Source organism: Yersinia sp. Marseille-Q5920 (assembly GCF_946902935.1).
Lineage (GTDB): Bacteria > Pseudomonadota > Gammaproteobacteria > Enterobacterales > Enterobacteriaceae > Yersinia > Yersinia rochesterensis.
Window position 1 is genome coordinate 117,138 of sequence record NZ_CAMPQA010000002.1, and the last position, 23,282, is coordinate 140,419.

Genomic DNA, 23,282 nt, shown 5'->3' on the forward strand with positions numbered 1-23,282 from the left:
CCTGTTGTTTTATGGAATGAACACAGTGGATATCATTGCCGATTGGGTTTGCGAGATAAAATAACGTTAAACCATAATCAATAACTAAAAGTAATAATATATTATTATATATAACAAAAATGTTATTACGTTAGCCAGTAACCGGGTAAAGGCGCTTGGCTGCATAAAAAAACCGCGATCAGGGATCGCGGCGACACGTTGTTATGATCAAAAAAAAGATGAGTGACAACGTCACATTATCCAAGATTAATTAGAAATTGGCGCTATCCCGCCGCCAGGCATCTGCGGTGAGTGCTTCACCAAAATGACTGGAAATCAATCGCTTGGTTAGGTCGTGCAAGGGGGCTGCCAGCACTTCCGCGGTACTGCCGCGCTCCACCACCGCCCCTTCATGCATCACAATCACCTGGTCACTGATATGTTTCATCATACCCAAGTGCTGGGTGACATAAATATAGGATATGCCGTGTTTCTCCTGTAATTCCAGCATCAGATTAATAATCTGCGAGCGCATGGACATATCCAGCGAAGCCAAAGCTTCATCGGCAACAATCACTTTCGGTTGCAAGATCAAGGCCCGCGCCAGCGCGATACGCTGCTTTTGGCCAGAGGCCAACATATGAGGGTAGTAATTAGCGTGATCCGGCAATAGCCCCACTTGGCGTAATGTCTGATAGATGCGCTGTTCGCGAGCGGGGGCATCTAAATCAGTGTTCAGTTTGAGTGGTGCATCCAGCAGTTGGCCGATACGCTGACGGGGGTTCAGTGAGGTGCTGGGGTCTTGGAAAATCATCCGAATACGTTGGCTGCGATAAGCATAATCGCCATACACCAGACGATGGTCATCAATCAGTAGTTCACCGTCAGTCGGCTCAATCATGCCCGACAGCATTTTCGCCAAGGTGGATTTACCCGAGCCATTCTCACCAATGACCGCCAGTGTTTGCCCCTCGCGCAAGGTAAAACTGACCGATTTAACCGCCTCGACATGTTGACGGCGAAACAACCCGGTGCGATAGCGGAAGGTTTTGCTCAGATTTCGGACTTCAAGCAGTGTCTCGGCCATTATTGCTCCTCCAGATTTAAGGGGAAGTGGCAGGCAAAGGCATGATTTTTCACCAATCGCAAGCGCGGTGTTTCAATGCAGGTTTTCTGTGCATAGGGGCAGCGTGGCCCCAGACGGCAGCCAATCGGTAAATGTTCCAATGACGGAATGGCTCCCGGTAAGGTATTTAGCCGACTTTTATGTGGCAGCGCGCGGCCAAAGTCGGGCATGGCGCGGATTAGCGCTTGAGTATAAGGATGGTGCGGGGTAGCCAACAGATCTTCGCAAACTGCACTTTCTACAGTCTGACCGCAATACAGCACATTAACCCGAGTGGCCCATTTACTCATCATCTGTAAATCATGGCTTATCAGCAAAATCGTGGTGTTGTTATTTTGATTAAGTCGCGCCAGCAGGCGGAAAATTTGCGCTTGAGTGGTCGGTTCCATCGCATTGGTCGGCTCATCGGCAATCAACAAGCGGGGCTGATTGGCCAGCGCGATAGCAATCATCACTTTTTGGCATTCGCCTTCTGTTAACTCATAAGGATAACTGTGCATAATATCTTTATGGTCTTTAATCCCCACCCGGTGCAGTAGCTCGATGGCCCGACGTTTGCGCCAATGAAATCGTTGCCACCAGCGGCCTTTGTATGTCCAGCCGGGGATAGCTTGCACCAATTGCTGACCAATACTTTCGGATGGGTCTAGACAAGATTGCGGTTCCTGAAAAATCATCGAAATATTATGGCCGATCACCTTGCGGCGCTCACGCGGAGTCAATTGCAATAAATCAATGTCATCAAAACGAAAGCGGTCAGCGGTAATGCGCCAATTGTCTTTGCTCACTCCACAGATGGCTTTAGCAATCAAACTCTTACCTGACCCTGACTCGCCGACCAGCCCGCGAACCTCACCCTCAGTCAGGGTAATACTGATGCGGTCAACGGCTTTCACCATTCCTTCAGCGGTCATAAACTCAATCGTGAGGTTGCGAATATCAAGTAACGGCATTATTCGACTCCATATTATTCAACACCCGCATTAATCGCCCGGCGCATACCATCACCTAATAGGTTAACCAACAACACACTGACCAAAATGGCTCCGCCGGGCAGCATTACTGTCCACGGGGCGACATAGACTAAATCCAGCGAGTCCCCGAGCATCGCGCCCCATTCCGGTGAGGGTAATTGTGCGCCCAAATCGAGAAAACCCAATGCCGCAATATCTAAAATCGCCATCGATAACGCCCGGGTAAATTCAGTGACTAACACCGATGCAATATTAGGAAAAATGGCGTAGGCCAAGATATGCGGGGTGGAAGCGCCGTCCAGACGAGCGGCAATCACATATTCTTTATCCAGTTCATCATGCACGGCGCTATAAATGGTGCGCACCATGCGGGGTAACAGTGCCAGCCAGACGGCGAACATCGCGTGCTCTAAACTGGGGCCGACAAAGGCCACCACAATGATGGCCAGCAACAGTGATGGAATAGAGAGCAATGTATCCAGCACGTGATTAAGAATCGCCGAACGAAAACCATGGGTGATGCCCGCAAAAACCCCCAACACCACGCCACATAGGGCTGCCGCCACCGTCACCAGCAGCGCGGAGCCGTAAGTCGATGCCGCACCGGCCAATAAGCGGCTTAAAATATCGCGCCCTAAATCATCAGTGCCCAGAAAGAAAGAGACATTACCGTAACGTGACCAGGAGGGCGGCAGTAATTGGTAGCCCAAAAACTGTTGGTCGAGGGCATAAGGGGCCAGAGTGCTGCCCAACAGACACAGGGCCAACAACCCCAGGACACCGTAAAACCCCACCATCGCCAGGCCATCAGCATAGAAAAGCCGCCAGGTATACAACAGCGGGCTGGGCATTTTCTTCTCGCGGTAGACATTATCGAAGGGCATACCATTCCTTATGCTTTAACGGCGTCATCATCGCGCCCAGAATATCCGATAGCACATTAACAACGATAACCAACGAGCCGACTACCATCACTCCTGCGGAGATAGCGGCGTAATCTTGTTGACGAATGGCGTTGATAAGCCAGCGGCCTAGCCCCGGCCAGTTAAAAACCACTTCGGTTATCATCGCCAATGTCAGCATGGTTGAGAACTGCAAGCCCAATTTCGGAATGATGGGGGGCAACGCATTGTGCAGGACATGTCGGTGAATAATGGTGAAGCGGGATAAACCGCGGGTGGCCGCCGCCTTAATGTAGTTTTGCCCGATAACATCATCGGTGCTGGTGCGCATTAAGCGGATAACTTCTGTGGTGGGGGCCACGGCTAAAGCCGTGATGGGCAAAATCATGTGCTCAAGCGCACTGAGCATCATCTCTTTACGATAGGGCGAGGTTGATAACCAGGCATCGACCAAGGCCAGCCCGGTGACGGGTTTGACTTGATACAAGAGATCAAACCGCCCAGAGACTGGCAGCCAGCCCAAATGCAGTGAAAAGAACAGCATCAATAACAGCGCAAGCCAAAACACCGGAATAGAGAAACCAAGAAGCGCAATTGAGCTAATGGCAATATCAGCAAATTTGCCGCGCATCACCCCGGCAATAATTCCCAGCGGAATGCCGACAAACAGGGCCAGAGTAAAAGCTAAAACACAGAGTTCCATGGTGGCGGGGAAAGCTTCGCGTAATTGCTCACTGATCGGCTGACCATTAATGCTGGAAACACCAAAATCCCACTGGAACAAGCTGCTGAAATAGAACTGGTAAGCATCCAATAGCGATGCGCCGCTTAACGGGCCGTGAGGGGTAAAATAGCTCAGACTAAAACTGACTAATGACAACATAAACAACGTTATCACCAGCAGCAATAAGCGCCGTAACGTAAAGATTATCATGGCTTTTTACCCTCGTCGCTCTGACTTCCGCGAGATTGACTTTCGCGAAACACACCGGCAAAAGAAGAATTACCAAACGGGCTTAACACTAAACCTTTAATATCATATCGGTATGCTTGCAACCGTAAGGATGACGCCAAGGGTAACAATGGCAGCTGTTGCTCCAGAATACGCTGGGCCTGCTGATAATATTCAATACGTGCCGATAATTGCTGGGAACGTAAGGCTTTTTGCAGTAATTCATCAAATTCAGGGTCACACCAGTGAGCATAGTTTGTTTGCGAACGAATTGCTGCACAGCTTAATAATGGGCGGAAGAAACTGTCCGGGTCATTACTGTCGGTTGACCAGCCAGAGAGTGTTAGGTCGTGGTTCATCTCCATCAGGCGAGCTTCCTGGAAGCGGCCTTCGACTGGCACGATATTCACCGTAATCCCGACTTGCGCTAAATCGGCCTGTATTAACTCGGCTGTTTTTAACGGGCTGGGGTTATAGGACTGCGATGCCGTCGGCACCCATAAGTTGAGTTGCAGTTTAGTAATGCCCAGTTCTTTGAGAATTTCTTTGGCTTTTTCTGGATTATATTCAGTTACTTGAGCCTGATTATCATAAGCCCAGGATGCTCGAGGTAAAATGGACGCTGCGGTTTCAGCTGTACCGTAATAGATTGATTGCATCAATCTTTGGTTGTTGATTGATAAAGCTATGGCTTGCCGGACGCGTTGGTCATTTAGCGGCGGTTTGCGGGTATTAAAGGCCAAATAGGCGACGTTCATTCCTGGGCGTAGCGTCAGGCGCAGGCGGGGATCATCGCGTAAAATAGATAACTGGCTCGCGGCTGGATAGGCCAATACATCACATTCGCCGGTCAATAATTTGGATAACCGACCGGTTCCTCCTACGCCCAAGTCAATGACGACCTGCGGCATGCGCGGCAAACCTTTCCAATAGTCACTGTTACGGGACAAGCGGATATATTGCCCAGACCGATATTCGTTTAACAAGAAAGGGCCAGTGCCGACTGGTTCGCGGTCAATTTGTTCTTGTCGGCCCTTTTGGGCTAAGACATCAGCATATTCAGCTGAAAGCACTGGCGCATAATGGGTCGCCAGATGCCAAAGAAAGGACGCATCGGGGGCTTTCAGTTTAAATTCAACCGTATAGTCATCAAGCTTTTGGACACTTTGTACCGCGTCAGCAAATTGCAAACTATCAAAGTAGGGATATTCACCACCGTTGACATCATGATAAGGATGCTTTGGATCAAATACTCGCTGAAAACTGAAAACGACGTCATCAGCATTCATTTTTCGCGTGGGAGTAAACCAATCAGTGGTCTGGAAAGGAACATCTTTACGCAAATGAAAACGGTAGGTCGCGCCGTTATCCAGCACTTGCCAGCGCTCTGCTAATTCAGGAATTAACCGGTAAGTATAAGGGTCGACATCCAGCAAACGGTCATAAAGCTGCGCCGCGAGAGTGTCGACGGTTAATCCGCTACTGGCCATCTGTGGGTTGAAAGTATTCAGTATCCCACTGACACAATAGACAAATCCACGCTGGCGGATATCCGGCAGTGGTTGAGTGGGGGCGGCGGCCGGGGTAGGTTGCGCCAGTGCTGGGGTCGCAAGGCAAGCCAGCGACAGCATCCAAATCGACAGCATCCAAATAAATAAAGCACGCATAAACGCTTCGCAGTCAGTAAGCAATACTCTCATTGTACCGTAATCTGACACTCCCCCCAATCCATTGAGCAAAACAACTGCGCCGTCTGCTGCTTGTTGCAGCAATAAACAGTAAATGATGGTTTATTCATTGGGAAATCATGGATGTCTATCGTTAGGCGGAGAGATATTTTATTCTGAGGTCGCGCATAATCTCATCATAATCAGTATGGTAATGAGAAAAATTCTCAACAAAGTGTTTGCAAGTGCTATTGATAACCATTATCATCGCTTTGCTCTTCGGGATAAGGCCTAAAGTTTCAGGCTTTTGACAGAAAAGCACGACATTGCTCACATTGCTTCCAGTGTTTTTTAAGCCAGCTCGGGTGCTGGCTTTTTTTTTGCCTATGACTCACCCATACATTAATAGCAAGTATAAAACCCAGCAATCTCTCCCTTGGTATTTATAAGTTTTATTTATATATAAAGGGATTTTGGTTTATAAAATACCATGATTTTGAGATATATTTTTCTTGATCATTTTATGTTTATTTATATTTTAGCTGGTTGAGAATTAGATATTAATATACTTCATGAGAGGTTGTTAATGATATTAGTTAAATTTATCACATTATGCTTAGTGAATATTCTGATAATGTCTAATAGCAAAGCCAAACCACCGGATATTGTCTGGCGAGTTGATACGCGCGGTTTGGAGGATATATTCAATAATGGTTTTAGTGCGGCGGGTAATAACAATAATATTGTTGAACATCTCACTGGCAGAAGTTGTCATCAGCATGGTGGCGGGCTAATTAGTAGTTCTTTTATTTCGACGACATCTAATCGCGGTTTTGCTTATCGTTATGCTGAGCGAATTTTGCGTGGTATGGATGCGCAGGGTGATGTTCATGCCCAAGTCTATATTTATCAAATTAGGGCAACTGAAAATATGTATAGCGCAGGCACTACGTTAGAGTTTTTATTGCAGGGCGATGACCATGGCCAACATCACGAAATATCGAGAATATTACGCTATACACCCTATTTATCCGAGTGGATGGCGCATCGCAGAATCGAACCAGAGCAGATAGCCACTCAAACCGCCTATTATATATATCGGGGTGCAATACGCAGTGAGTCTAACTTCCACAACACCCGATTTGTACAAACACGATCAACAGCTAATGATGGGCCATTTCCCACGGTGTATACCCGAAGGCCAGTAATACAATGGGCGCGTAGCTGGATGATGAGATTAGGAACCAATCCCATGGTAAATGCATGTTTTGGAAATTTAGAACATACAGAATTTAAACGCGACACTCACGAGCACAGAGGTGGGGATAATAGAATGTTCATGCTAATAACAATTTTGTAGTCATAAATTAATATTTTCATCCATCAGAAAATATAATAGAGGTTAACTCATGAAAGTAATCAACTATAGTCTTGTATTTATTATTTCCATATTCAATAGCGTTAGTTTTGCAGTTATGCCTGGTAGTTTACAATCACAATGTGATGCTGATAATGGCACTATGATTTATAATAAGGTGATACAAAAATTTAATATGAGTGTGATGTGGCGTCCTGGAAAATCACCAATGAATGCTGTTAATATAAAAATTAATGATAGCTGGTACGGTGCCATTGCAGAAGATACAACGTATGGTGATTCGTCCAAAGGGCTGTCCAACTTTGCCCAAGCCGCTTATCTAATTAATTTAACAGTTAATGTTTGTGTGAAAGATAAGTACCTCCGTGGAGTGGAAGGTGTTAATTAGATCTCCATCAGATGAGTATATTCACATTGGCCTGAATAGTTTGCGCATGATTTTATTATTGTGGTTCATTTTCTCCCGTTAATATTGCGTGTTTTTTTAGCATGCCACGTAATTGATGGTAAGTTAATCCTAACAGGCTGGCGGCCTTACGCTGATTAAACCGCGCTTGTTCCAAGGCCTGTTGGAGCATGTGATATTCGCTGTTATGTAGCCAATGTTTAAGATTAAGGGGCAGGGAGGGTAATTCGCCGGTTGCGGTGCCAGGATTATTGCTCTCGAGACTTTCATCTTCTCTGCTTGGCCGGCGAGCAAAGGGATCAATAATAATATTATCCAACGCCTCATTATTATCGCCATGGCGATATACTGAGCGCTCGACCACATTCTTCAGCTCACGAACATTGCCCGGCCAACGATATCCTAACAATTGCTGTTTGGCTTGAGGCGTAAAACCAGGGAACAATGGCAAACCTAATTCCCGACACATCTGAATAGCAAAATGCTCTGCCAGCAGCATAATGTCTTGCTGACGCTCACGTAACGGCGGCAGCTGCACCACATCAAATGCCAGGCGGTCGAGTAAGTCAGCGCGGAATTTCCCTGCGGCTGCGAGTGCGGGCAAGTTATCATTGGTCGCGCACACTAAACGCACATCCACCTGTAAGGGTTGGCTGCCACCCACCCGCTCCAGATGACCATATTCAATCACCCTTAATAGTTTTTCCTGTACCAACATCGGCGCAGTGGCCAGTTCATCTAAAAATAGCGTGCCCCCGTCAGCGCGTTCAAAGCGGCCAAGATGACGTTTTTGCGCGCCAGTAAAAGCCCCAGCCTCATGGCCGAACAACTCTGAATCGAGTAAGTTTTCATTCAGTGCAGCGCAGTTGAGTGAAATGAACGGCCCTTGCCAACGGTCTGATAAATAATGCAAACGATGGGCTATCAGCTCCTTGCCGGTTCCCCGCTCACCAATCACCAATACGGGCTTATTCAGTTTTGCCAGCCCGGAAACTTGCTCCAGCACCTCAACAAAAGAGTTTGCTTCGCCTAACAGGTTTTCTATTTGCTCGCTCATGATGAAATTCGCCAATAGTTGGTGAGAATAATCACTCTACCTTTTATTCTCAAACAGTCAAAAATATTTTTTTGTTATTTTTCAGCTTATTAACTTTCACTAAAAGTTGGCACGACTCTTGATATATCACTATCGAGATTATATGAAGCGGCGCAACCAAACGCCAACTTCAGTTTAAAAAAACTAACTTCAGTTAAAAGAACCAATAAGTTAAAAGAGGATGTAATTATGGGTATTTTTTCTCGTTTTGCCGATATCGTGAATGCCAACATCAATACATTACTGGATAAAGCCGAAGATCCGCAGAAGTTAGTGCGGTTGATGATTCAGGAAATGGAAGATACGTTGGTAGAGATTCGCTCAACATCAGCTCGTGCACTGGCTGAGAAAAAACAATTGCTGCGGCGTATTGATCACAGTGAAAGTCAGCAACAAGAGTGGCAGGATAAAGCCGAACTGGCTTTGCGCAAAGATAAAGAAGATTTGGCCCGCGCCGCCCTGATTGAAAAGCAAAAAGTGGCGGCGCTGATTGATACGCTGACTCGTGAAGTCGCGACCGTTGATGAAACACTCAACCGGATGAAGCACGAAATTACGGAGCTGGAAAGTAAACTGACTGAAACTCGGGCCAGACAGCAAGCTCTGACACTGCGCCATCAAGCTGCGGCATCTTCTCGCGATGTTCGCCGTCAGTTAGACAGCGGCAAGCTGGATGAGGCGATGGCACGTTTTGAACAGTTTGAGCGCCGTATCGACCATATGGAAGCAGAGGCTGAAACCGTGGGTATCGGCAAACAAAAATCACTGGAAAGCCAATTTGCTGAACTGAAAGTGGATGACGAAATCAGCAATCAACTGGCGGCTCTGAAAGCAAAAATGAATTCAGCTCAGTAAGTTGGCACTCAATTGCAGAAAAATACCGGGCGGGCCGTCGGGAGAAAGGCGGCCTGCTATGACGACAACGCGGATACCCGCGAGCATAAATTTAAGGGGAATGAATGAGTATCCTGTTTCTTGCTATACCGCTGACCATTTTTGTGCTGTTTGTTGCGCCGATTTGGTTATGGCTGCATTACAGCAATCGCCAGCAAAGTGGTGCTCAACTCAGCCATCAGGATATGCAACGGTTATCGCAGTTAACTGACGATGCCCGTCGGATGCGTGAGCGTATTCAGACTTTGGAGGAAATTCTTGATGCGGAGCATCCAAACTGGAGGCAATCATAATGGGCGATATGTTTAAAAATAATTCATTTAAAAACGATTCATTTAAAAACAATATGTTAAGTAAGAAGAAACTCTATCGTGTGCCCGAAGAGGGGATGGTCAAAGGTGTTTGTGCCGGGTTGGCGCATTACTTTGATATTCCGGTGCGATTAATTCGCGTGATGGTGGTGTTGTCGCTATTCTTTGGCCTGTTTGTTTTCACTATTGCGGCTTATATCGTGCTGACTTTTATGCTGGAACCGGCACCTGCGTCTAGTTTCAGTGCGCATAAGGAAGCAACACCGCGCCAGCTTCTTGACCAGTTAGAATATGAATTGGGGGCTGGGGAACAACGCTTGCGCCAGGTCGAGCGCTATGTGACTTCCGAAACTTTCGGAGTACAGAGCCGTTTTCGTCAGTTGTAATGTGACCTATTCGTTTCACAGTGAAGCCTGCCGGAGGGCATAAATATGAACAATAACTCTGCTCGTCCCCGCGCAGGTGTAGTATTAACTACACTAATTAAAATAATTTTTAGTGTTGCTTTGACCTATGGCCCAGCGGGTGCCGCGGGCTTTATCGTCAAGAATGTCAGCCGTAAACCCTTGCGTTGGTTACTGCTGATGATGCTGGAACCCATGCTGAAACGTGCGATGGGAGCAGTGGCGGGTCAATTTGCTAAGGAGAAGCATGAAACGACTACAAAATGAGATTACATCATTGGTCAACCGCGGGATGGATAGACATCTGCGGCTGGCTGTAACCGGCCTGAGCCGCAGTGGGAAAACCGCTTTTATCACTTCTTTAGTCAACCAATTACTTCATGTTCACAGCGGCGCACGTTTGCCGCTGTTTTCTGCTGTGCGCGAAGAGCGCCTACTCGGCGTGAAACGGGTGCCGCAGCGAGATCTGGGTATTCAGCGCTTTAGGTATGACGAAGGCCTGGCCTCTTTATATGGTACACCGCCAAATTGGCCGACTCCGACCCGTGGTGTCAGTGAGATTCGTTTGGCGCTGCGTTTTCGTTCCAGTGATTCTCTTTTGCGCCACTTTAAAGAGACCTCAACCTTGTATCTGGAAATTGTCGATTATCCGGGTGAATGGTTGCTGGATTTACCCATGCTGGAACAAGATTATTTAAGTTGGTCGCATCAAATGGCGGGCTTGTTACAAGGTTCCCGTGCTGAGTGGGCTAAACCCTGGCTGGAGCTTTGTCAGCAGTGTGATCCGCTGGCCGCTGCCGATGAAAATCAACTGGCGGCGATTGCTCAGGCTTATACTGATTATCTGATTCGTTGCAAAAATGAAGGGCTGCATTTCATTCAGCCGGGGCGGTTTGTGCTACCGGGTGATATGGCGGGGGCACCTGCATTGCAGTTCTTCCCATGGCCGGATGTGAGTGGCCTTGGTGAATCACGGCTAGCTCAGGCCGATAAACACTCCAATTTAGGGATGTTACGCGCCCGTTTTAACTATTATTGCAACTCGGTGGTTAAAGGTTTTTACAAAGAGCATTTTGTGCGTTTTGATCGGCAAATCGTGCTGGTGGATTGTCTGCAACCGCTGAATAGCGGGCCGCAGGCGTTTAACGACATGCGCCTGGCTTTGACACAATTGATGCAGAGTTTCCATTATGGAAAGCGCACACTATTTCGCCGTTTATTCTCTCCGTGTATTGATAAGCTAATGTTTGCCGCCACCAAAGCCGACCATGTGACAGCCGATCAACACGCTAATTTGGTCTCTTTGCTGCAACAGTTGGTACAGGAAGCTTGGCAGAATGCTGCATTTGAAGGGATCAGCATGGATTGTGTCGGGTTGGCCTCGGTGCAGGCGACGGAAAGTGGAATTGTTGACCATCAGGGGCAAAAAATTCCCGCGTTACGCGGTCACCGATTGGGCGATGGTCTGCCGCTGACGGTCTTCCCCGGAGATGTTCCTGCGCGTTTGCCCGGCCCCGCTTTTTGGCGGCAGCAAGGGTTCCATTTTGACGAGTTTCGCCCTCAAACCGTACATGTTGACAGCCCGTTACCGCATATTCGTCTCGACGCGGTAATGGAATTCTTATTGGGAGATAAACTGCGATGAGCGAACCTTTAAAGCCACGGATCGATTTTGAGCAGCCGTTGCAACCCTTAGATGAGCCAGTATTAAAAGCCGCACAGGCTTTTGACCAACATGCCGCTGAGAATTTCTATCCAGAGGCCCCGGAACTGGACGCAGAAAATGAAGAAGGTCGGGTAGAGGGGTTGGTTAATGCCGCATTGAAACCCAAACGCAGCTTGTGGCGCAAAATGGTCACTGTGGGGTTGGCACTCTTTGGTGTCAGTGTAATTGCTCAGTCAGTGCAATGGGTCAATCAGGCCTGGCAACAGCAGGATTGGATTGCGCTGGGAGCCACTACGGCCGGAGGGCTTATCGTGCTGGCGGGAGTTGGCTCGCTGGTGACGGAGTGGCGGCGGTTATATCGTCTACGGCAACGGGCGGAAGAGCGTGATATTGCACGAGAACTTCTGGTGAGTCACGGAATCGGCCAGGGGCGCGTATTTTGTGAAAAGCTGGCGCGTCAGGCGGGGCTGGATCAAGGGCATCCGGCACTTCAGCGCTGGCATGCTTCGCTACATGAAACTCATAATGATCGCGAAGTTGTTGAATTGTATGCCAAACTGGTGCAGCCTTCACTTGATAATCTGGCGCGGGCTGAAATCAGCCGCTATGCCGCTGAGTCGGCATTAATGATTGCCGTCAGCCCATTGGCACTGGTCGATATGGCATTTATCGCATGGCGGAATATTCGTCTAATTAATCGTATTGCCGCTTTGTATGGTATTGAGTTGGGGTATTTCAGCCGCCTGCGTTTGTTCCGTTTGGTGTTGCTCAATATCGCCTTTGCGGGTGCCTCTGAATTGGTGCGTGAGGTTGGCATGGATTGGTTATCGCAAGATTTAGCCGCGCGTTTGTCGGCACGTGCCGCGCAAGGTATTGGGGCGGGGTTGTTAACTGCCCGACTGGGTATTAAAGCGATGGAATTGTGCAGGCCATTACCGTGGTTAGGAGATGATAAACCCAAATTGGGGGATTTCCGCCGGCAGTTGATCAGCCAGTTGAAAAATACATTACCAAAGAAAGATAAAGCGACTCCGTAATAAAAACTATTTCAGCCGTGGGTCAAAGGCAAAAGAGAGTGGTTTAACACTGTTTAAGCAAGCTTGAAAATCTTTATGCCGAGGGTTGAGCAGTAGATTGTTTTCTGACGGCACCAGAGTGGATGGAACCAGTAATGCAAGTGATGATTCCAGCTCTAACCATTCGGTGCCGATATCCATTGTGGTCGCCGGCGCGGGATCACTGCGCCAGTCAGCAGGCCAATCTTGCGGTTGAAGTAACAGAATATGGCTATCTTCGATTTCAATCTGGAATAGCTCGAACTCGCTCAGCGTTGAGCTATCTTGGATATGTACCAATGTTTCCAGCATCGCCAAAGACACACTGCTGGCTAAGTAGATGGCGGCGTGCCCCTTATGATTCCAACGGCCACCATAGATTTCGGCGCCATAACCGGTCCAGGTTGACGCCAGATAACGGCGCATCACAATACGGTAGAACTTCATAAGTGCCAGCCTATTGGGGCTTTATTCATAATCTACAGATCCTTATAGTTTACTTTCCCTTTGGCCTATTCCTTGCGCCACTGAGTTATGAAAATACACCGTGCTCCAAACGCCCAATTAAATCACAGACTTCCAGTGCACCGGTTTCCGTTTCCAGCAAGGAGTCGGGGCTGCGGTGACCAAGACCTTTAATCGGGGTAGACATCCAGGCGATAGCTTTGCCCTTATCACCGCCAAATAGATCAACTGCGGCATCCATTACCCGGACGAAACGGGCAATTCGCTCACTCTCTTCAGGGGTGAAACGGCCATCATGTGTGCGTCTGCGGGTCAGACTGCGGCTGGGAATACCCGTGGCCCGCAATATTTCAGCTTTAGGGATAGAAGCCCATAAATGGATACCGTCGATGACATCAACTGAAAAACCCATTTTGATACTATCGACCAATACAGTGCCGCGGCTGGCGGGCAAACCAATCTCTCGCCATAGCGCCCCAGTTTTGGTCGCTGGGGTCGGGTGATATGCTCTCATGTAACCTCCTCGGTCAATTGGCTATGTATACTATAGCCAGATGGCCGATATAAAGCAAAGTGTCACCTGTTCTTGACGAGGATGTTGACGCTACTTATCATTATATTATTCTAACTTATTGCTATAAAAAGTAATAACTCGCTATATATGATGGCTATAGGGGGTGATCCTCTTATCTTGGTGAGTTTGATTGGATAAAAAAAATAGCGAAAAGCCGATTCCTGTCAACTTTTGCTGACAGACTGCTTCATCAGCAAGGGGGGACAGGGTATTATCATAGGCAGATATTCCGCACCTGCCATATATAAGGGCGATACTGATGCGCTTGGAAGTTTTTTGCGAAGACCGAATCGGTCTCACGAGAGAGTTGCTTGATCTCTTGGTTTTACGCGGTATTGACTTACGCGGGATCGAAATTGATCCGATTGGCCGTATTTATCTGAATTTCTCACAGCTGGATTTCAGTGTATTTAGTGCATTAATGATGGACATCCGGCGTATTGATGGTGTTACCGATGTTCGCACCGTCTCCTTTATGCCATCAGAGCGGGAGCACCGCTCACTGCGGGCACTGCTTGAATCCATGCCAGAGCCGGTATTTTCTATCGATTTAAAAGGTAACCTTGAGTTAGCTAATCCCGCTGCCCGCGAGTTGTTTTCCCTCAATGAGGAGAAAATTCGTCATAAAACAGCAGGTAGCCTACTGGGGGGATATAACTTTGCCCGTTGGTTTGAAGGTGGAGAAACCGCGCCTCATACCGAACGTGTGCTGATCAACAATCAGGATTACCTGCTGGAGATCACCCCGATTCAGCTAGAAGACGAAAATCAGCAGAATCAAACGGTGGGTGCTGTGGTCATGTTAAAATCCACTGTGCGCATGGGGCAACAACTGCAAACTTTATCAGTAAACGATGATACTGAATTTAAACAGATAGTTGCCACCAGCGTTAAGATGCGCCAAGTGCTTGAACAAGCACGTAAATTAGCGATGCTGGATGCGCCGTTACTGTTAATCGGTGATACCGGTACTGGCAAAGACTTGTTGGCTCGAGCTTGCCATTTGCGCAGCCCGCGCGGGAAAATGCCTTTCCTCGGCCTTAATTGTGCTTCCTTACCCGACGATGTGGTAGAAAGTGAGCTATTTGGCTATGCCGCCGGGGCTTATCCCAATGCAGTCGAAGGTAAAAAAGGGTTCTTTGAGCAAGCAAACGGTGGTTCAGTTCTCTTAGATGAAATCGGCGAAATGTCGCCTCGTATGCAAATCAAACTGTTGCGCTTCCTTAATGACGGAACTTTCCGCCGTGTCGGCGAAGAGCATGAGGTGCATGTCGATGTGCGGGTTATCTGTGCCACCCAAAAGAATTTAGTGGAATTAGTACAACGCGGTGAATTCCGTGAAGATCTCTATTATCGCCTCAATGTGTTGACCATCACTCTACCGCCGTTGCGTGAGCGACAAGCGGATATCATGCCCCTGACGGCGCTATTTGTTGCCCGTTTTTCTGACGAGCAAGGTGTGCCGCGGCCAAAGTTGGCGCCTGAACTGAGCAGTTTCCTGACAAATTATGGTTGGCCAGGTAATGTGCGCCAACTGAAAAATGCTATCTATCGTGCTTTGACGCAATTGGATGGAGCCGAGCTGCGGCCACAGGATATCGTCTTACCGGAGTTTGAAGTTGAAGCGGCGCTAGGGGATGAAGTGCTTGATGGCTCACTCGACGATATTAGTAAACGGTTCGAACGTTCTGTTTTAACTCGCCTTTATCGCAATTATCCGAGCACACGTAAACTTGCCAAACGGCTAGGGGTTTCTCACACCGCGATTGCCAATAAACTACGCGAATACGGTTTAAGCAGTAAACGGCCTGCCAGTGATGAAAGCGAAGAAGAATAAAGCGTGGCATAAGCTGCGATAACATAGATTGCTATAAAGACATAGATTGCTATAAAAAACGGCTGCACCCAGATGGGCCAGCCGTTTGTATTAAATTTAGACTTTATTAAAACTAGACTTTATTAAACTAAAGTAGAGAAAATTACTTCAGTGCTGCTAAAGCGGCATCATAGTTTGGTTCGGTGGTGATTTCGTTAACTAACTCACTGTAGATAACTTTGTCTTGACCATCCAGAACCACGACAGCACGTGCAGTCAAACCTGCCAATGGGCCTTCAGTAATCGCTACACCGTAAGCTTGTTTGAAATCTGCGCCACGCAAAGTTGACAAGGTGGTGACGTTGCTCAGGCCTTCAGCACCGCAAAAACGGGATTGGGCAAATGGCAGGTCAGAGGAGATACAAAGAACGACAGTGTTCTCAAGTTCGCCAGCCAATTGATTGAATTTGCGTACGGACGCGGCACAAACACCGGTATCAATACTTGGGAAGATATTCAAAACTTTACGTTTACCCGCGAAGCTGCTCAGGGCAACATCGGATAAATCTTTCGCGACCAAAGTAAAATCTTTGGCTTTATCGCCGGGTTGTGGCAGTTGACCTGCAACGGTCACTGGATTGCCTTGGAAATGTACTGTCTGTGTCATTATTTGATCCCTTTTACAGATGTGTAACACGAAGTTCAGTTTAAGGTAACAATGGCAGCTTGGATATGAGAAATTTGCTAAATAATTCAGATTTTACTGACGTTAGGTTCTAATACTGAATGTCCGCACCCGAATTTTCTGAGGAGTCATAATGAGAACCATGCGTTGCTATCCAGAGGCTTGGCCTCTCCATTCTGCGTTTGTTATTTCCCGCGGAAGCCGCAGTGAAGCAAAAGTTGTGGTTGTCGAGATTGAGGAGGCGGGTATTCGTGCTGTTGGTGAATGTACCCCATACCCACATTATGGAGAAAGTGAATCTTCGGTGATGGCGCAGTTGGCCTTGGTAGTCAGTGCCATAGAGCAGGGCATTTCGCGTGAGACCTTACAACAGCTATTACCCGCTGGAGCCGCCAGGAATGCGGTAGATTGCGCATTATGGCAGTTGGAATGTTTGCAAAATCAGCAAAGTTTATGGCTTATGACTCAAACGACACCCATCCTCCATCTCTCGATGGCCCAGACAGTCAGTATCGGTACCCCGGAAGCCATGGCGTACAGTGCGAGTGCATTGGTGAATTTGGGTGCCAAGCTGTTGAAAATAAAGCTGGATGACCATCTTATTGCTGAGCGTTTGGTGGCTATTCGTAGCGCGGCCCCCGACGCGACATTGATTGTGGATGCCAATGAGTCCTGGCGTCCAGAGGGCTTGGCTGCGCGTTGCCAATTATTGGCAGATTTAGGCGTAGCAATGTTGGAGCAACCTCTGCCCGCAGGGCAGGATGACTCGTTACAGAATTTTATTCACCCATTGCCTATTTGCGCTGATGAAAGTTGCCATACACGTGCTGATTTGGCGGGTCTGGTGGGGCGTTATGAAATGGTCAACATCAAGCTGGATAAAAGTGGCGGGTTAACAGAAGCATTGTTGTTAGCCGAACAAGCGAAATCGCTCGGATTTGCCATTATGCTCGGCTGCATGTTGTGCACTTCACGGGCTGTTCGTGCTGCATTACCCCTGGCTCCAGGTGCTCGTTTTGTTGATCTCGATGGCCCTACCTGGCTACAACAGGATGTCGATGACGGGTTACATTTTTCGACTGGCGCTATCGATTTGTCGGCTTAATCTGCCAGGGTCAGCAAGTCAATCAGAGCCGGCAGATAACATTCACTGGCGGCATCGGCAGAAATGGGCGGTAATTCTGCGGTAATACAGGGTAAGTGAATGTCTGCACACCAGCTACCAAATGACCCCGGCGTGGCGTAACCCACACTGGTGACAAGGGGCAAGTCAAGATTCGCCGCCAGTCGCTCACCTAGCGCTGAGCTGTCGGGGTCTTCAATACAGGCCAATGGTTCATGAAAGGAAACCACCCAGCGCGGGGCCAGTTGGCTTATTAATGCGCACAAGTCTTGAGTTTCGGGCTCTGAACCTGCATATACGCCGGTTGATAGCACCACATCTCGTGCATCCGCCGCACTATTCCAACGGTATACCGTTTCGCCCGCCTGCCAGTTTTTTGCCGGAAAATTACGATTAAGGTCCACACCATTGGCATTCGCCCGCAACCCCAGTTGGCATCCATCAGGATTGACTGCCAAGATGACATGGTGGCGCTGTTGTTCCGGTGAAATACTGCGCAATGCACAGGATAGCGCCACAATTGCTGCACTTTCATCGCCATGGGTTCCGGCAATAATCAGCCCAGTTTGTGCGGATGGGGTGGGGGCCGGGAAATAAAGCAGCGGCGCGCCCAAGCGGGATGTGCCGTAGCGTTGCCCTAAAGTGACCAGATTTCCCCGTGCAGTTCGGGGGCGATATTGGCTCATAATATTCTCTGTTATTCCGAATAGGTGCGTATTGTATTTAACATAGCATTTAATATTATCATATTGAATCAATAAGTTATTTTGTGATGGGTAAACTAATGCGCCTAATTAGTGATGCATACTGCATTTGGTTTCTGATGGCAGAATTGCACTCTATAGCGCGACTGGAGACAGTATTTTTATTTTATCATCGTCATGGTGGCCCCTAATCTGCTAGTTTATGTTGATGAGATATTGTTACTAATTTCGCTGAAATGGATCGACAACGAAAAGGTTATTAATCATGCGCTATTTCCGTTATGCATTGTGTGCCGCATTAGTTGGTGCAACGCTGGGCGCGGCAAATGCTGCTGATGTCCCTGCGGGCACCATACTGGCTGATAAACAAGAACTTGTTCGTCATATTAAAGACGAGCCAGCCTCTCTCGACCCGATGAAAGCTGTGGGGTTAATCGAGGCGCAGGTTGCCCGTGATTTGTTTGAAGGATTGGTTAATCAAGATGCGCATGGCCAGATAATTCCCGGTGTTGCGACCAACTGGAAAACGGCAGATAACCAAACCTATATATTCACGTTGCGCAAAGATGCTAAATGGTCGAATGGTCAGCCTGTGACCGCGCAGGATTTTGTTTATAGTTGGCGCCGTTTGGTTGACCCTAAAAGTTTATCTCCTTTCGCCTGGTTTGCCGAACTGGCCGGAATGGAAAATGCGCAACAGATTATTGCGGGGAAAATGCCGCCAGAAGCTCTTGGGGTCAGTGCAGTTAATGATTACACCCTTAAAGTTAAACTCAGTAAGCCGGTGCCTTATTTCCCCAGTTTGACTGCAAACTTCAGTTTATTCCCAGTCCCCGCCAGCGTGGTTGAAAAATATGGCAATGACTGGACTAAAGTGGGTAATTTGGTAGGGAATGGCGCATTTAAATTACAAGATAGAGTTGTAAATGAGAAATTAGTCTTGGTGCCCAACGACTATTATTGGGATCATGCCCATACTGTTCTAACGAAAGTGACTTTCATTCCTATCAATCAGGAAGCCAATGCCACCAAGCGCTATCAAGCTGGTGATATTGATATTACCGAGTCCTTCCCAAAAAATCTGTATCAGAAACTATTAAAAGATATTCCTGATCAAGTTTATACGCCGGATCAGCTAGGCACTTATTATTACGCATTTAATACCCAACGTGCGCCAACCAATGATGTTCGGGTGCGCAAAGCATTATCTTATGCTATAGACCGCAAAATTATTGCTGAAAAAGTCTTGGGTACGGGGGAGAAACCTGCGTATCACTTTACCCCCGATGTCACTGCTGGTTATCATCCGGTAGCCAATTTATTGCAGCAGCAAGACCAGGAAGAACTCAACGCACAAGCTAAAGCACTGTTGCATGCGGCGGGTTACGGGCCGGATAAACCACTGAAATTATCTTTGCTATATAATACTTCGGATAATAATCAGAAGTTAGCCATTGCCATTGCTTCAATGTGGAAGAAGACATTGGGGGTGGATGTTCAAATGATTAACCAAGAGTGGAAGACCTATATCGATAGCCGAAATACCGGTAATTTTGATGTAGTCCGCGCATCATGGGTCGGGGATTATAATGAGCCGTCCACCTTCTTGTCATTATTGACCTCTACTCACAGTGGGAATATCGCTAAATTTAAGAGTGCAAATTATGATCGTTTGCTGAGCGAAGCGGGTAAGCAAACTAATCCTAAAGCGCTAAGTGATGATTATAATAAAGCCGAGCAGATTATTGCTGAACAAGTCCCAATAGCACCCATATATCAATTCACAAATGGGCGTTTAATTAAACCCTGGGTGAAAGGTTACCCGATAACTAATCCTGAAGATGTGGCTTATAGCCAAATGATTTATATCATCAAGCACTAATGGGTGTTTTTTTATGGTTAACGTTTGGTAGTTAATGTTGATAAAAGCATAATCCGCCAGCATAAGTGGCGGATTATGTTTATATAATGATTATCATATAAAACAAATAGGCTATTTACGGCTGCGCCGCTTAGGAACAATGGCCGATATCGAGATCATAAATCCGGTTAGTGATGCGACTATCAGTGGAAATATAAATGCATCAGATGTTCTTAGTGGGTTGTTTATATCTAAAATTATTACAAATAAGAATATGCTTGTGGCAAATGTTGACGATGAATATAATTCGTTAAGTTTATATTGTAGATTTTCCAAGGCAAATGGCGGTGTTTTTTTGGAAATACAATCCCATGCAATATGAACTAACATGTAAGAAACACAAATAATACAATAGAATTTTGCCAACTCATCAGTGGTTTGCGGTGAGTACCAGTGGGAAGATAGTGACTCCAATGTCGTTCACCAAACTTTGCTTAGATAAAAACCTGCAATTAATACGCTCCCAATAGCTGAAAATGTAAATGCAAGGGAAGTGGTCACTGTCAATGCGGGCACTAAAAAAGACAGGCCACCGGTAAATGCAAATCCCGCTCCTGCGCCACCAATGAGTGCTTTCATTAACGTAATGAAGTTGGTTTCCATAATCAATATCCCTTGAATATATCGTGTTGATAATTTGCAAGAATTGTACATCAAAGCTGTGCATGACCCTTGTGCCTTTATCATTATGTATCCTTAATTCCACTGTTAAAGATATAAGTTCTGTCGTCCTAAAACTTATACTGAATGTATCTGCTATTGCTGCTAAATGATTAATAGATAACGGCCTTGATTATTTTATGGAACAGTAAGTTATCCTGATGCATTACCTTTAAAGATTGAGTTGCGGACGTTACACTGAGCCTATTGCAGGATAAATGCTGAAATAGAGGAAATTGTCGTGGATCTAGTCGAAGGAAAAGCACTTCAGGTTTCTGATGCCGTTTATGCCTATCAACTTGATGGTAAAGGGGGCGTGACTTCCATTGATACCGATGCCATCGCCACCGCAGAGCAGCCTTGCTGGCTGCATCTGGATTACACACACTCAGAAAGTGCTGCCTGGCTGCAAAATACTCCGTTACTCCCAGAGGTTGTTCGGGATGGTCTTGCTGGTGAAAGCGTCCGCCCGAAAGTGACTCGCATGGGTGATGGCACGATGATAACGTTGCGGGGCATCAATTTTAATAATGATGCTCGCCCAGACCAATTAGTCACCATCCGGGTTTATATCACGGATAAGTTGATTGTCTCGACCCGACATCGCAAAGTTTACTCTATTGATGATGTGTTGAATGATTTACAAAGTGGCACCGGCCCGACTAACAGCGGCAACTGGCTGGTGGAGATTGCTGATGGCGTGACCGACCATGCCAATGAATTTATTGAAGATTTACACGATAAAATCATCGATCTTGAAGATGATTTACTGGAACAAAAAATTCCACAACGTGGGCAAATGGCTTTGCTTCGTAAGCAGTTGATTGTATTGCGCCGGTATATGGCACCACAGCGCGATGTTTTCTCCCGGTTGGCCAGTGAGCGCTTGCCGTGGATGAATGATGACGATCGACGCCGTATGCAGGAAATCTCAGAACGTTTGGGGCGAGGCTTAGAGGATTTAGACTCTAGCATTGCGCGTACTGCGGTGTTATCCGATGAAATTAGCTCATTAATGGCCGATGCGATGAACCGGCGCACCTATACTATGTCAATGTTGGCTATGGTGTTTTTACCGACCACTTTTTTGACCGGCTTATTTGGTGTTAACCTCGGTGGCATTCCTGGGAATACCTATTCTTTTGGTTTTGCGACATTTTGTATGATGTTGGTGCTGTTGGTTGTAGGTGTTGCGTGGTGGTTAAAACGCAGTAAATGGCTCTAATGAGTCACTGACGGTTGAGTAAAAGAGTGTGTCAGATAGGGCGCTAATCACTGTAAAATTGAGCAATATCAACATTTGGCAGTGATGGCTGAGGCATTATCATTTTGCAGGTGAATGCAACGTCAAGCGATGGGCGTTGCGCTCCATATTTGTAATACTTTTATTTTGAATTACTGCATAGCACATAATTGTTACGATGCCGATGTTATCTCAACATCGGCATTTTTTTTGCATTTTTTAGTGAAAACAATGAGGTAGGATAGGGCGAGAGCGTTGCCTCTCAACTCTTATTGTCGAGAGGCAATATCAGTCAGTGGTTTATTTTATTTCTAGCACGTCGAGACGAACCAGTGGCTGTTTTTCACTATCTTCATCATCTTCTGGTTGCCAGCCAACAGGTTGCAGTGGCAACTCTTCGCGGTCAAAAGCTAAATCTCCGCCGTCAACGATTTCACTGTTGTGTGTAATATTTTTAAAATCAAATAGCTGGTGATCATTTAAATGTGACGGCACGACATTTTGCATCGCGCTGAACATAGTTTCAATCCGCCCTGGATACTGTTTATCCCAGTCACGTAGCATATCTTTGATAACCTGGCGTTGCAGGTTGGGTTGCGAGCCACATAAGTTACAAGGAATTATTGGATATTCTCTGGCAACAGCGAAACGCTCAATATCTTTTTCACGGCAGTAGGCCAATGGGCGGATAACCACATGTTTGCCATCGTCGCTCATCAATTTTGGTGGCATGCCTTTCAGCTTCCCGCCATAAAACATATTCAGGAATAGCGTTTGCAGAATATCATCGCGATGATGACCAAGCGCGATTTTGGTTGCCCCTAGCTCAGTTGCAGTGCGGTATAAAATCCCACGGCGCAGGCGCGAGCAGAGTGAACAGGTGGTTTTCCCTTCCGGAATAATGTCTTTCACAATCCCGTAAGTGTTTTCTTCGACAATCTTGTATTCAACACCTTGTTTGTCCAGATAGGCCGGAAGGATATCTTCAGGGAAGCCCGGCTGTTTCTGATCCAAATTAACGGCGATGAGGGTGAAGTTAATCGGCGCGCTTTTTTGCAGGCTTTGCAAAATATCCAACATGGTGTAACTGTCTTTGCCTCCTGACAGGCAAACCATCACGCGGTCACCTTCTTCAATCATGTTGAAATCAGCAATTGCCTGACCCACATTGCGGCGCAGACGCTTGTTTAACTTGTTCAAATCGTAGTGTTCTTTTTTATTAACCACTTGTTTCTCTTGCATTTGTTCGTGACTCATATCCAGTTAGAGGCATGACAGGGC

General features: G+C 47.0%; 25 protein-coding genes. 13 read left to right on the forward strand and 12 right to left on the reverse strand.

From position 1 onward, the window contains the following. Positions 1-250: 250 nt before the first annotated feature. Genes sapF through sapA form a run of 5 tightly spaced genes read right to left on the reverse strand, consistent with a single transcriptional unit; the run spans position 251 to position 5,600 of the window. Entirely contained in the window at positions 251-1,066 is an 816-nt protein-coding gene (gene sapF, locus OVO64_RS03235) for a putrescine export ABC transporter ATP-binding protein SapF (protein ID WP_032819698.1), read from the reverse strand. Then, positions 1,066-2,058, reverse strand: a complete 993-nt coding sequence (gene sapD, locus OVO64_RS03240; protein ID WP_038632697.1) for a putrescine export ABC transporter ATP-binding protein SapD — start codon at positions 2,056-2,058, stop codon at positions 1,066-1,068. The genes sapF and sapD overlap by 1 nt, the downstream gene beginning before the upstream one ends. Positions 2,059-2,072: 14 nt before the next feature. Further along, complete coding sequence (gene sapC / locus OVO64_RS03245; RefSeq protein ID WP_038632699.1) at positions 2,073-2,963, reverse strand: putrescine export ABC transporter permease SapC; 891 nt, start codon at positions 2,961-2,963, stop codon at positions 2,073-2,075. Further along, complete coding sequence (gene sapB, locus OVO64_RS03250; RefSeq protein ID WP_038632701.1) at positions 2,950-3,915, reverse strand: putrescine export ABC transporter permease SapB; 966 nt, start codon at positions 3,913-3,915, stop codon at positions 2,950-2,952. The genes sapC and sapB overlap by 14 nt, the downstream gene beginning before the upstream one ends. Further along, complete coding sequence (gene sapA, locus OVO64_RS03255; RefSeq protein WP_038632703.1) at positions 3,912-5,600, reverse strand: ABC transporter substrate-binding protein SapA; 1,689 nt, start codon at positions 5,598-5,600, stop codon at positions 3,912-3,914. The genes sapB and sapA overlap by 4 nt, the downstream gene beginning before the upstream one ends. Positions 5,601-6,234: 634 nt before the next feature. Between sapA and ytxA the strand changes: the two genes are divergently transcribed. Next, entirely contained in the window at positions 6,235-6,960 is a 726-nt protein-coding gene (ytxA, locus tag OVO64_RS03260) for a putative AB5 enterotoxin ADP-ribosylating subunit YtxA (protein ID WP_267248617.1), read from the forward strand. 49 nt (positions 6,961-7,009) lie between these two features. Beyond that, the gene (gene ytxB, locus OVO64_RS03265) at positions 7,010-7,366 is read left to right on the forward strand and encodes a putative AB5 enterotoxin binding subunit YtxB (protein WP_145509931.1); all 357 of its coding nucleotides are present in this window, start codon (positions 7,010-7,012) and stop codon (positions 7,364-7,366) included. Between the two features lie 55 nt (positions 7,367-7,421). Here ytxB and pspF read toward each other — a convergent pair whose 3' ends face one another. Next, positions 7,422-8,441: a phage shock protein operon transcriptional activator gene (pspF, locus tag OVO64_RS03270; protein ID WP_145509930.1), complete on the reverse strand. Its 1,020-nt coding sequence runs from the start codon at positions 8,439-8,441 to the stop codon at positions 7,422-7,424. Between the two features lie 228 nt (positions 8,442-8,669). Between pspF and pspA the strand changes: the two genes are divergently transcribed. The 6 genes from pspA to OVO64_RS03300 all read left to right on the forward strand — a co-directional run bounded on the left by pspA (position 8,670) and on the right by OVO64_RS03300 (position 12,792). Then, on the forward strand, positions 8,670-9,335 hold the full coding sequence (gene pspA / locus OVO64_RS03275; protein ID WP_038632711.1) for a phage shock protein PspA: 666 nt from the start codon (positions 8,670-8,672) through the stop codon (positions 9,333-9,335). 104 nt (positions 9,336-9,439) lie between these two features. Beyond that, complete coding sequence (gene pspB, locus OVO64_RS03280) at positions 9,440-9,667, forward strand: envelope stress response membrane protein PspB (RefSeq protein WP_038632713.1); 228 nt, start codon at positions 9,440-9,442, stop codon at positions 9,665-9,667. Beyond that, positions 9,667-10,071, forward strand: a complete 405-nt coding sequence (pspC, locus tag OVO64_RS03285) for an envelope stress response membrane protein PspC (protein WP_042562376.1) — start codon at positions 9,667-9,669, stop codon at positions 10,069-10,071. Before pspB ends, pspC begins: the two co-directional genes overlap by 1 nt. A 45-nt stretch (positions 10,072-10,116) precedes the next feature. Then, on the forward strand, positions 10,117-10,356 hold the full coding sequence (gene pspD, locus OVO64_RS03290; RefSeq protein ID WP_145585773.1) for a phage shock protein PspD: 240 nt from the start codon (positions 10,117-10,119) through the stop codon (positions 10,354-10,356). Further along, positions 10,337-11,734 carry a YcjX family protein gene (locus OVO64_RS03295; protein WP_145541181.1) on the forward strand — a complete coding sequence of 466 codons (1,398 nt, stop codon included), beginning with the start codon at positions 10,337-10,339 and terminating at the stop codon, positions 11,732-11,734. Before pspD ends, OVO64_RS03295 begins: the two co-directional genes overlap by 20 nt. Next, positions 11,731-12,792: a YcjF family protein gene (locus tag OVO64_RS03300; protein ID WP_145585771.1), complete on the forward strand. Its 1,062-nt coding sequence runs from the start codon at positions 11,731-11,733 to the stop codon at positions 12,790-12,792. The genes OVO64_RS03295 and OVO64_RS03300 overlap by 4 nt, the downstream gene beginning before the upstream one ends. A gap of 6 nt (positions 12,793-12,798) precedes the next feature. Here OVO64_RS03300 and OVO64_RS03305 read toward each other — a convergent pair whose 3' ends face one another. Together OVO64_RS03305 and xre are read right to left on the reverse strand one after the other, a co-directional pair. Then, positions 12,799-13,257: an RES family NAD+ phosphorylase gene (locus OVO64_RS03305; protein WP_038632724.1), complete on the reverse strand. Its 459-nt coding sequence runs from the start codon at positions 13,255-13,257 to the stop codon at positions 12,799-12,801. Between the two features lie 85 nt (positions 13,258-13,342). Continuing rightward, on the reverse strand, positions 13,343-13,789 hold the full coding sequence (xre, locus tag OVO64_RS03310) for a type II toxin-antitoxin system antitoxin Xre (RefSeq protein WP_038632726.1): 447 nt from the start codon (positions 13,787-13,789) through the stop codon (positions 13,343-13,345). Positions 13,790-14,108: 319 nt separating this feature from the next. On the opposite strand from xre, the gene tyrR reads away from it, so the two are divergent. Then, positions 14,109-15,686, forward strand: coding sequence for a transcriptional regulator TyrR (gene tyrR, locus OVO64_RS03315; RefSeq protein WP_038632728.1), 1,578 nt, complete (start codon positions 14,109-14,111; stop codon positions 15,684-15,686). Between the two features lie 142 nt (positions 15,687-15,828). Here the strand turns inward: tyrR and tpx are convergent, their stop codons facing one another. Next, a complete protein-coding gene (gene tpx, locus OVO64_RS03320) occupies positions 15,829-16,332 on the reverse strand; it encodes a thiol peroxidase (RefSeq protein WP_038632730.1) in 504 nt (167 codons plus the stop codon). Between the two features lie 151 nt (positions 16,333-16,483). Here tpx and ycjG point away from each other — a divergent pair, with 151 nt between their 5' ends. Further along, positions 16,484-17,455 (forward strand): L-Ala-D/L-Glu epimerase, encoded by a 972-nt coding sequence (gene ycjG / locus OVO64_RS03325; protein WP_145509928.1) that lies wholly within the window; start codon positions 16,484-16,486, stop codon positions 17,453-17,455. Here the strand turns inward: ycjG and mpaA are convergent. Then, positions 17,452-18,159 carry a murein tripeptide amidase MpaA gene (mpaA, locus tag OVO64_RS03330; RefSeq protein WP_038632734.1) on the reverse strand — a complete coding sequence of 236 codons (708 nt, stop codon included), beginning with the start codon at positions 18,157-18,159 and terminating at the stop codon, positions 17,452-17,454. The two genes, ycjG and mpaA, sit on opposite strands and share 4 nt — an antisense overlap. 283 nt (positions 18,160-18,442) lie before the next feature. Between mpaA and OVO64_RS03335 the strand changes: the two genes are divergently transcribed. Both OVO64_RS03335 and OVO64_RS03340 read left to right on the forward strand, forming a co-directional pair. Then, positions 18,443-20,059 (forward strand): peptide ABC transporter substrate-binding protein, encoded by a 1,617-nt coding sequence (locus tag OVO64_RS03335; RefSeq protein WP_038632736.1) that lies wholly within the window; start codon positions 18,443-18,445, stop codon positions 20,057-20,059. A gap of 139 nt (positions 20,060-20,198) precedes the next feature. Next, positions 20,199-20,420 carry a hypothetical protein gene (locus tag OVO64_RS03340; protein ID WP_038632738.1) on the forward strand — a complete coding sequence of 74 codons (222 nt, stop codon included), beginning with the start codon at positions 20,199-20,201 and terminating at the stop codon, positions 20,418-20,420. 98 nt (positions 20,421-20,518) lie between these two features. Here OVO64_RS03340 and OVO64_RS03345 read toward each other — a convergent pair whose 3' ends face one another. Then, positions 20,519-20,701 (reverse strand): hypothetical protein, encoded by a 183-nt coding sequence (locus OVO64_RS03345; protein ID WP_038632740.1) that lies wholly within the window; start codon positions 20,699-20,701, stop codon positions 20,519-20,521. 298 nt (positions 20,702-20,999) lie between these two features. Between OVO64_RS03345 and zntB the strand changes: the two genes are divergently transcribed. After that, positions 21,000-21,983, forward strand: coding sequence for a zinc transporter ZntB (zntB, locus tag OVO64_RS03350; RefSeq protein WP_145509927.1), 984 nt, complete (start codon positions 21,000-21,002; stop codon positions 21,981-21,983). Positions 21,984-22,301: 318 nt separating this feature from the next. On the opposite strand, the gene ttcA is transcribed toward zntB, so the two are convergent. Then, complete coding sequence (gene ttcA, locus OVO64_RS03355) at positions 22,302-23,243, reverse strand: tRNA 2-thiocytidine(32) synthetase TtcA (RefSeq protein WP_038632744.1); 942 nt, start codon at positions 23,241-23,243, stop codon at positions 22,302-22,304. Positions 23,244-23,282 lie beyond the last annotated feature (39 nt).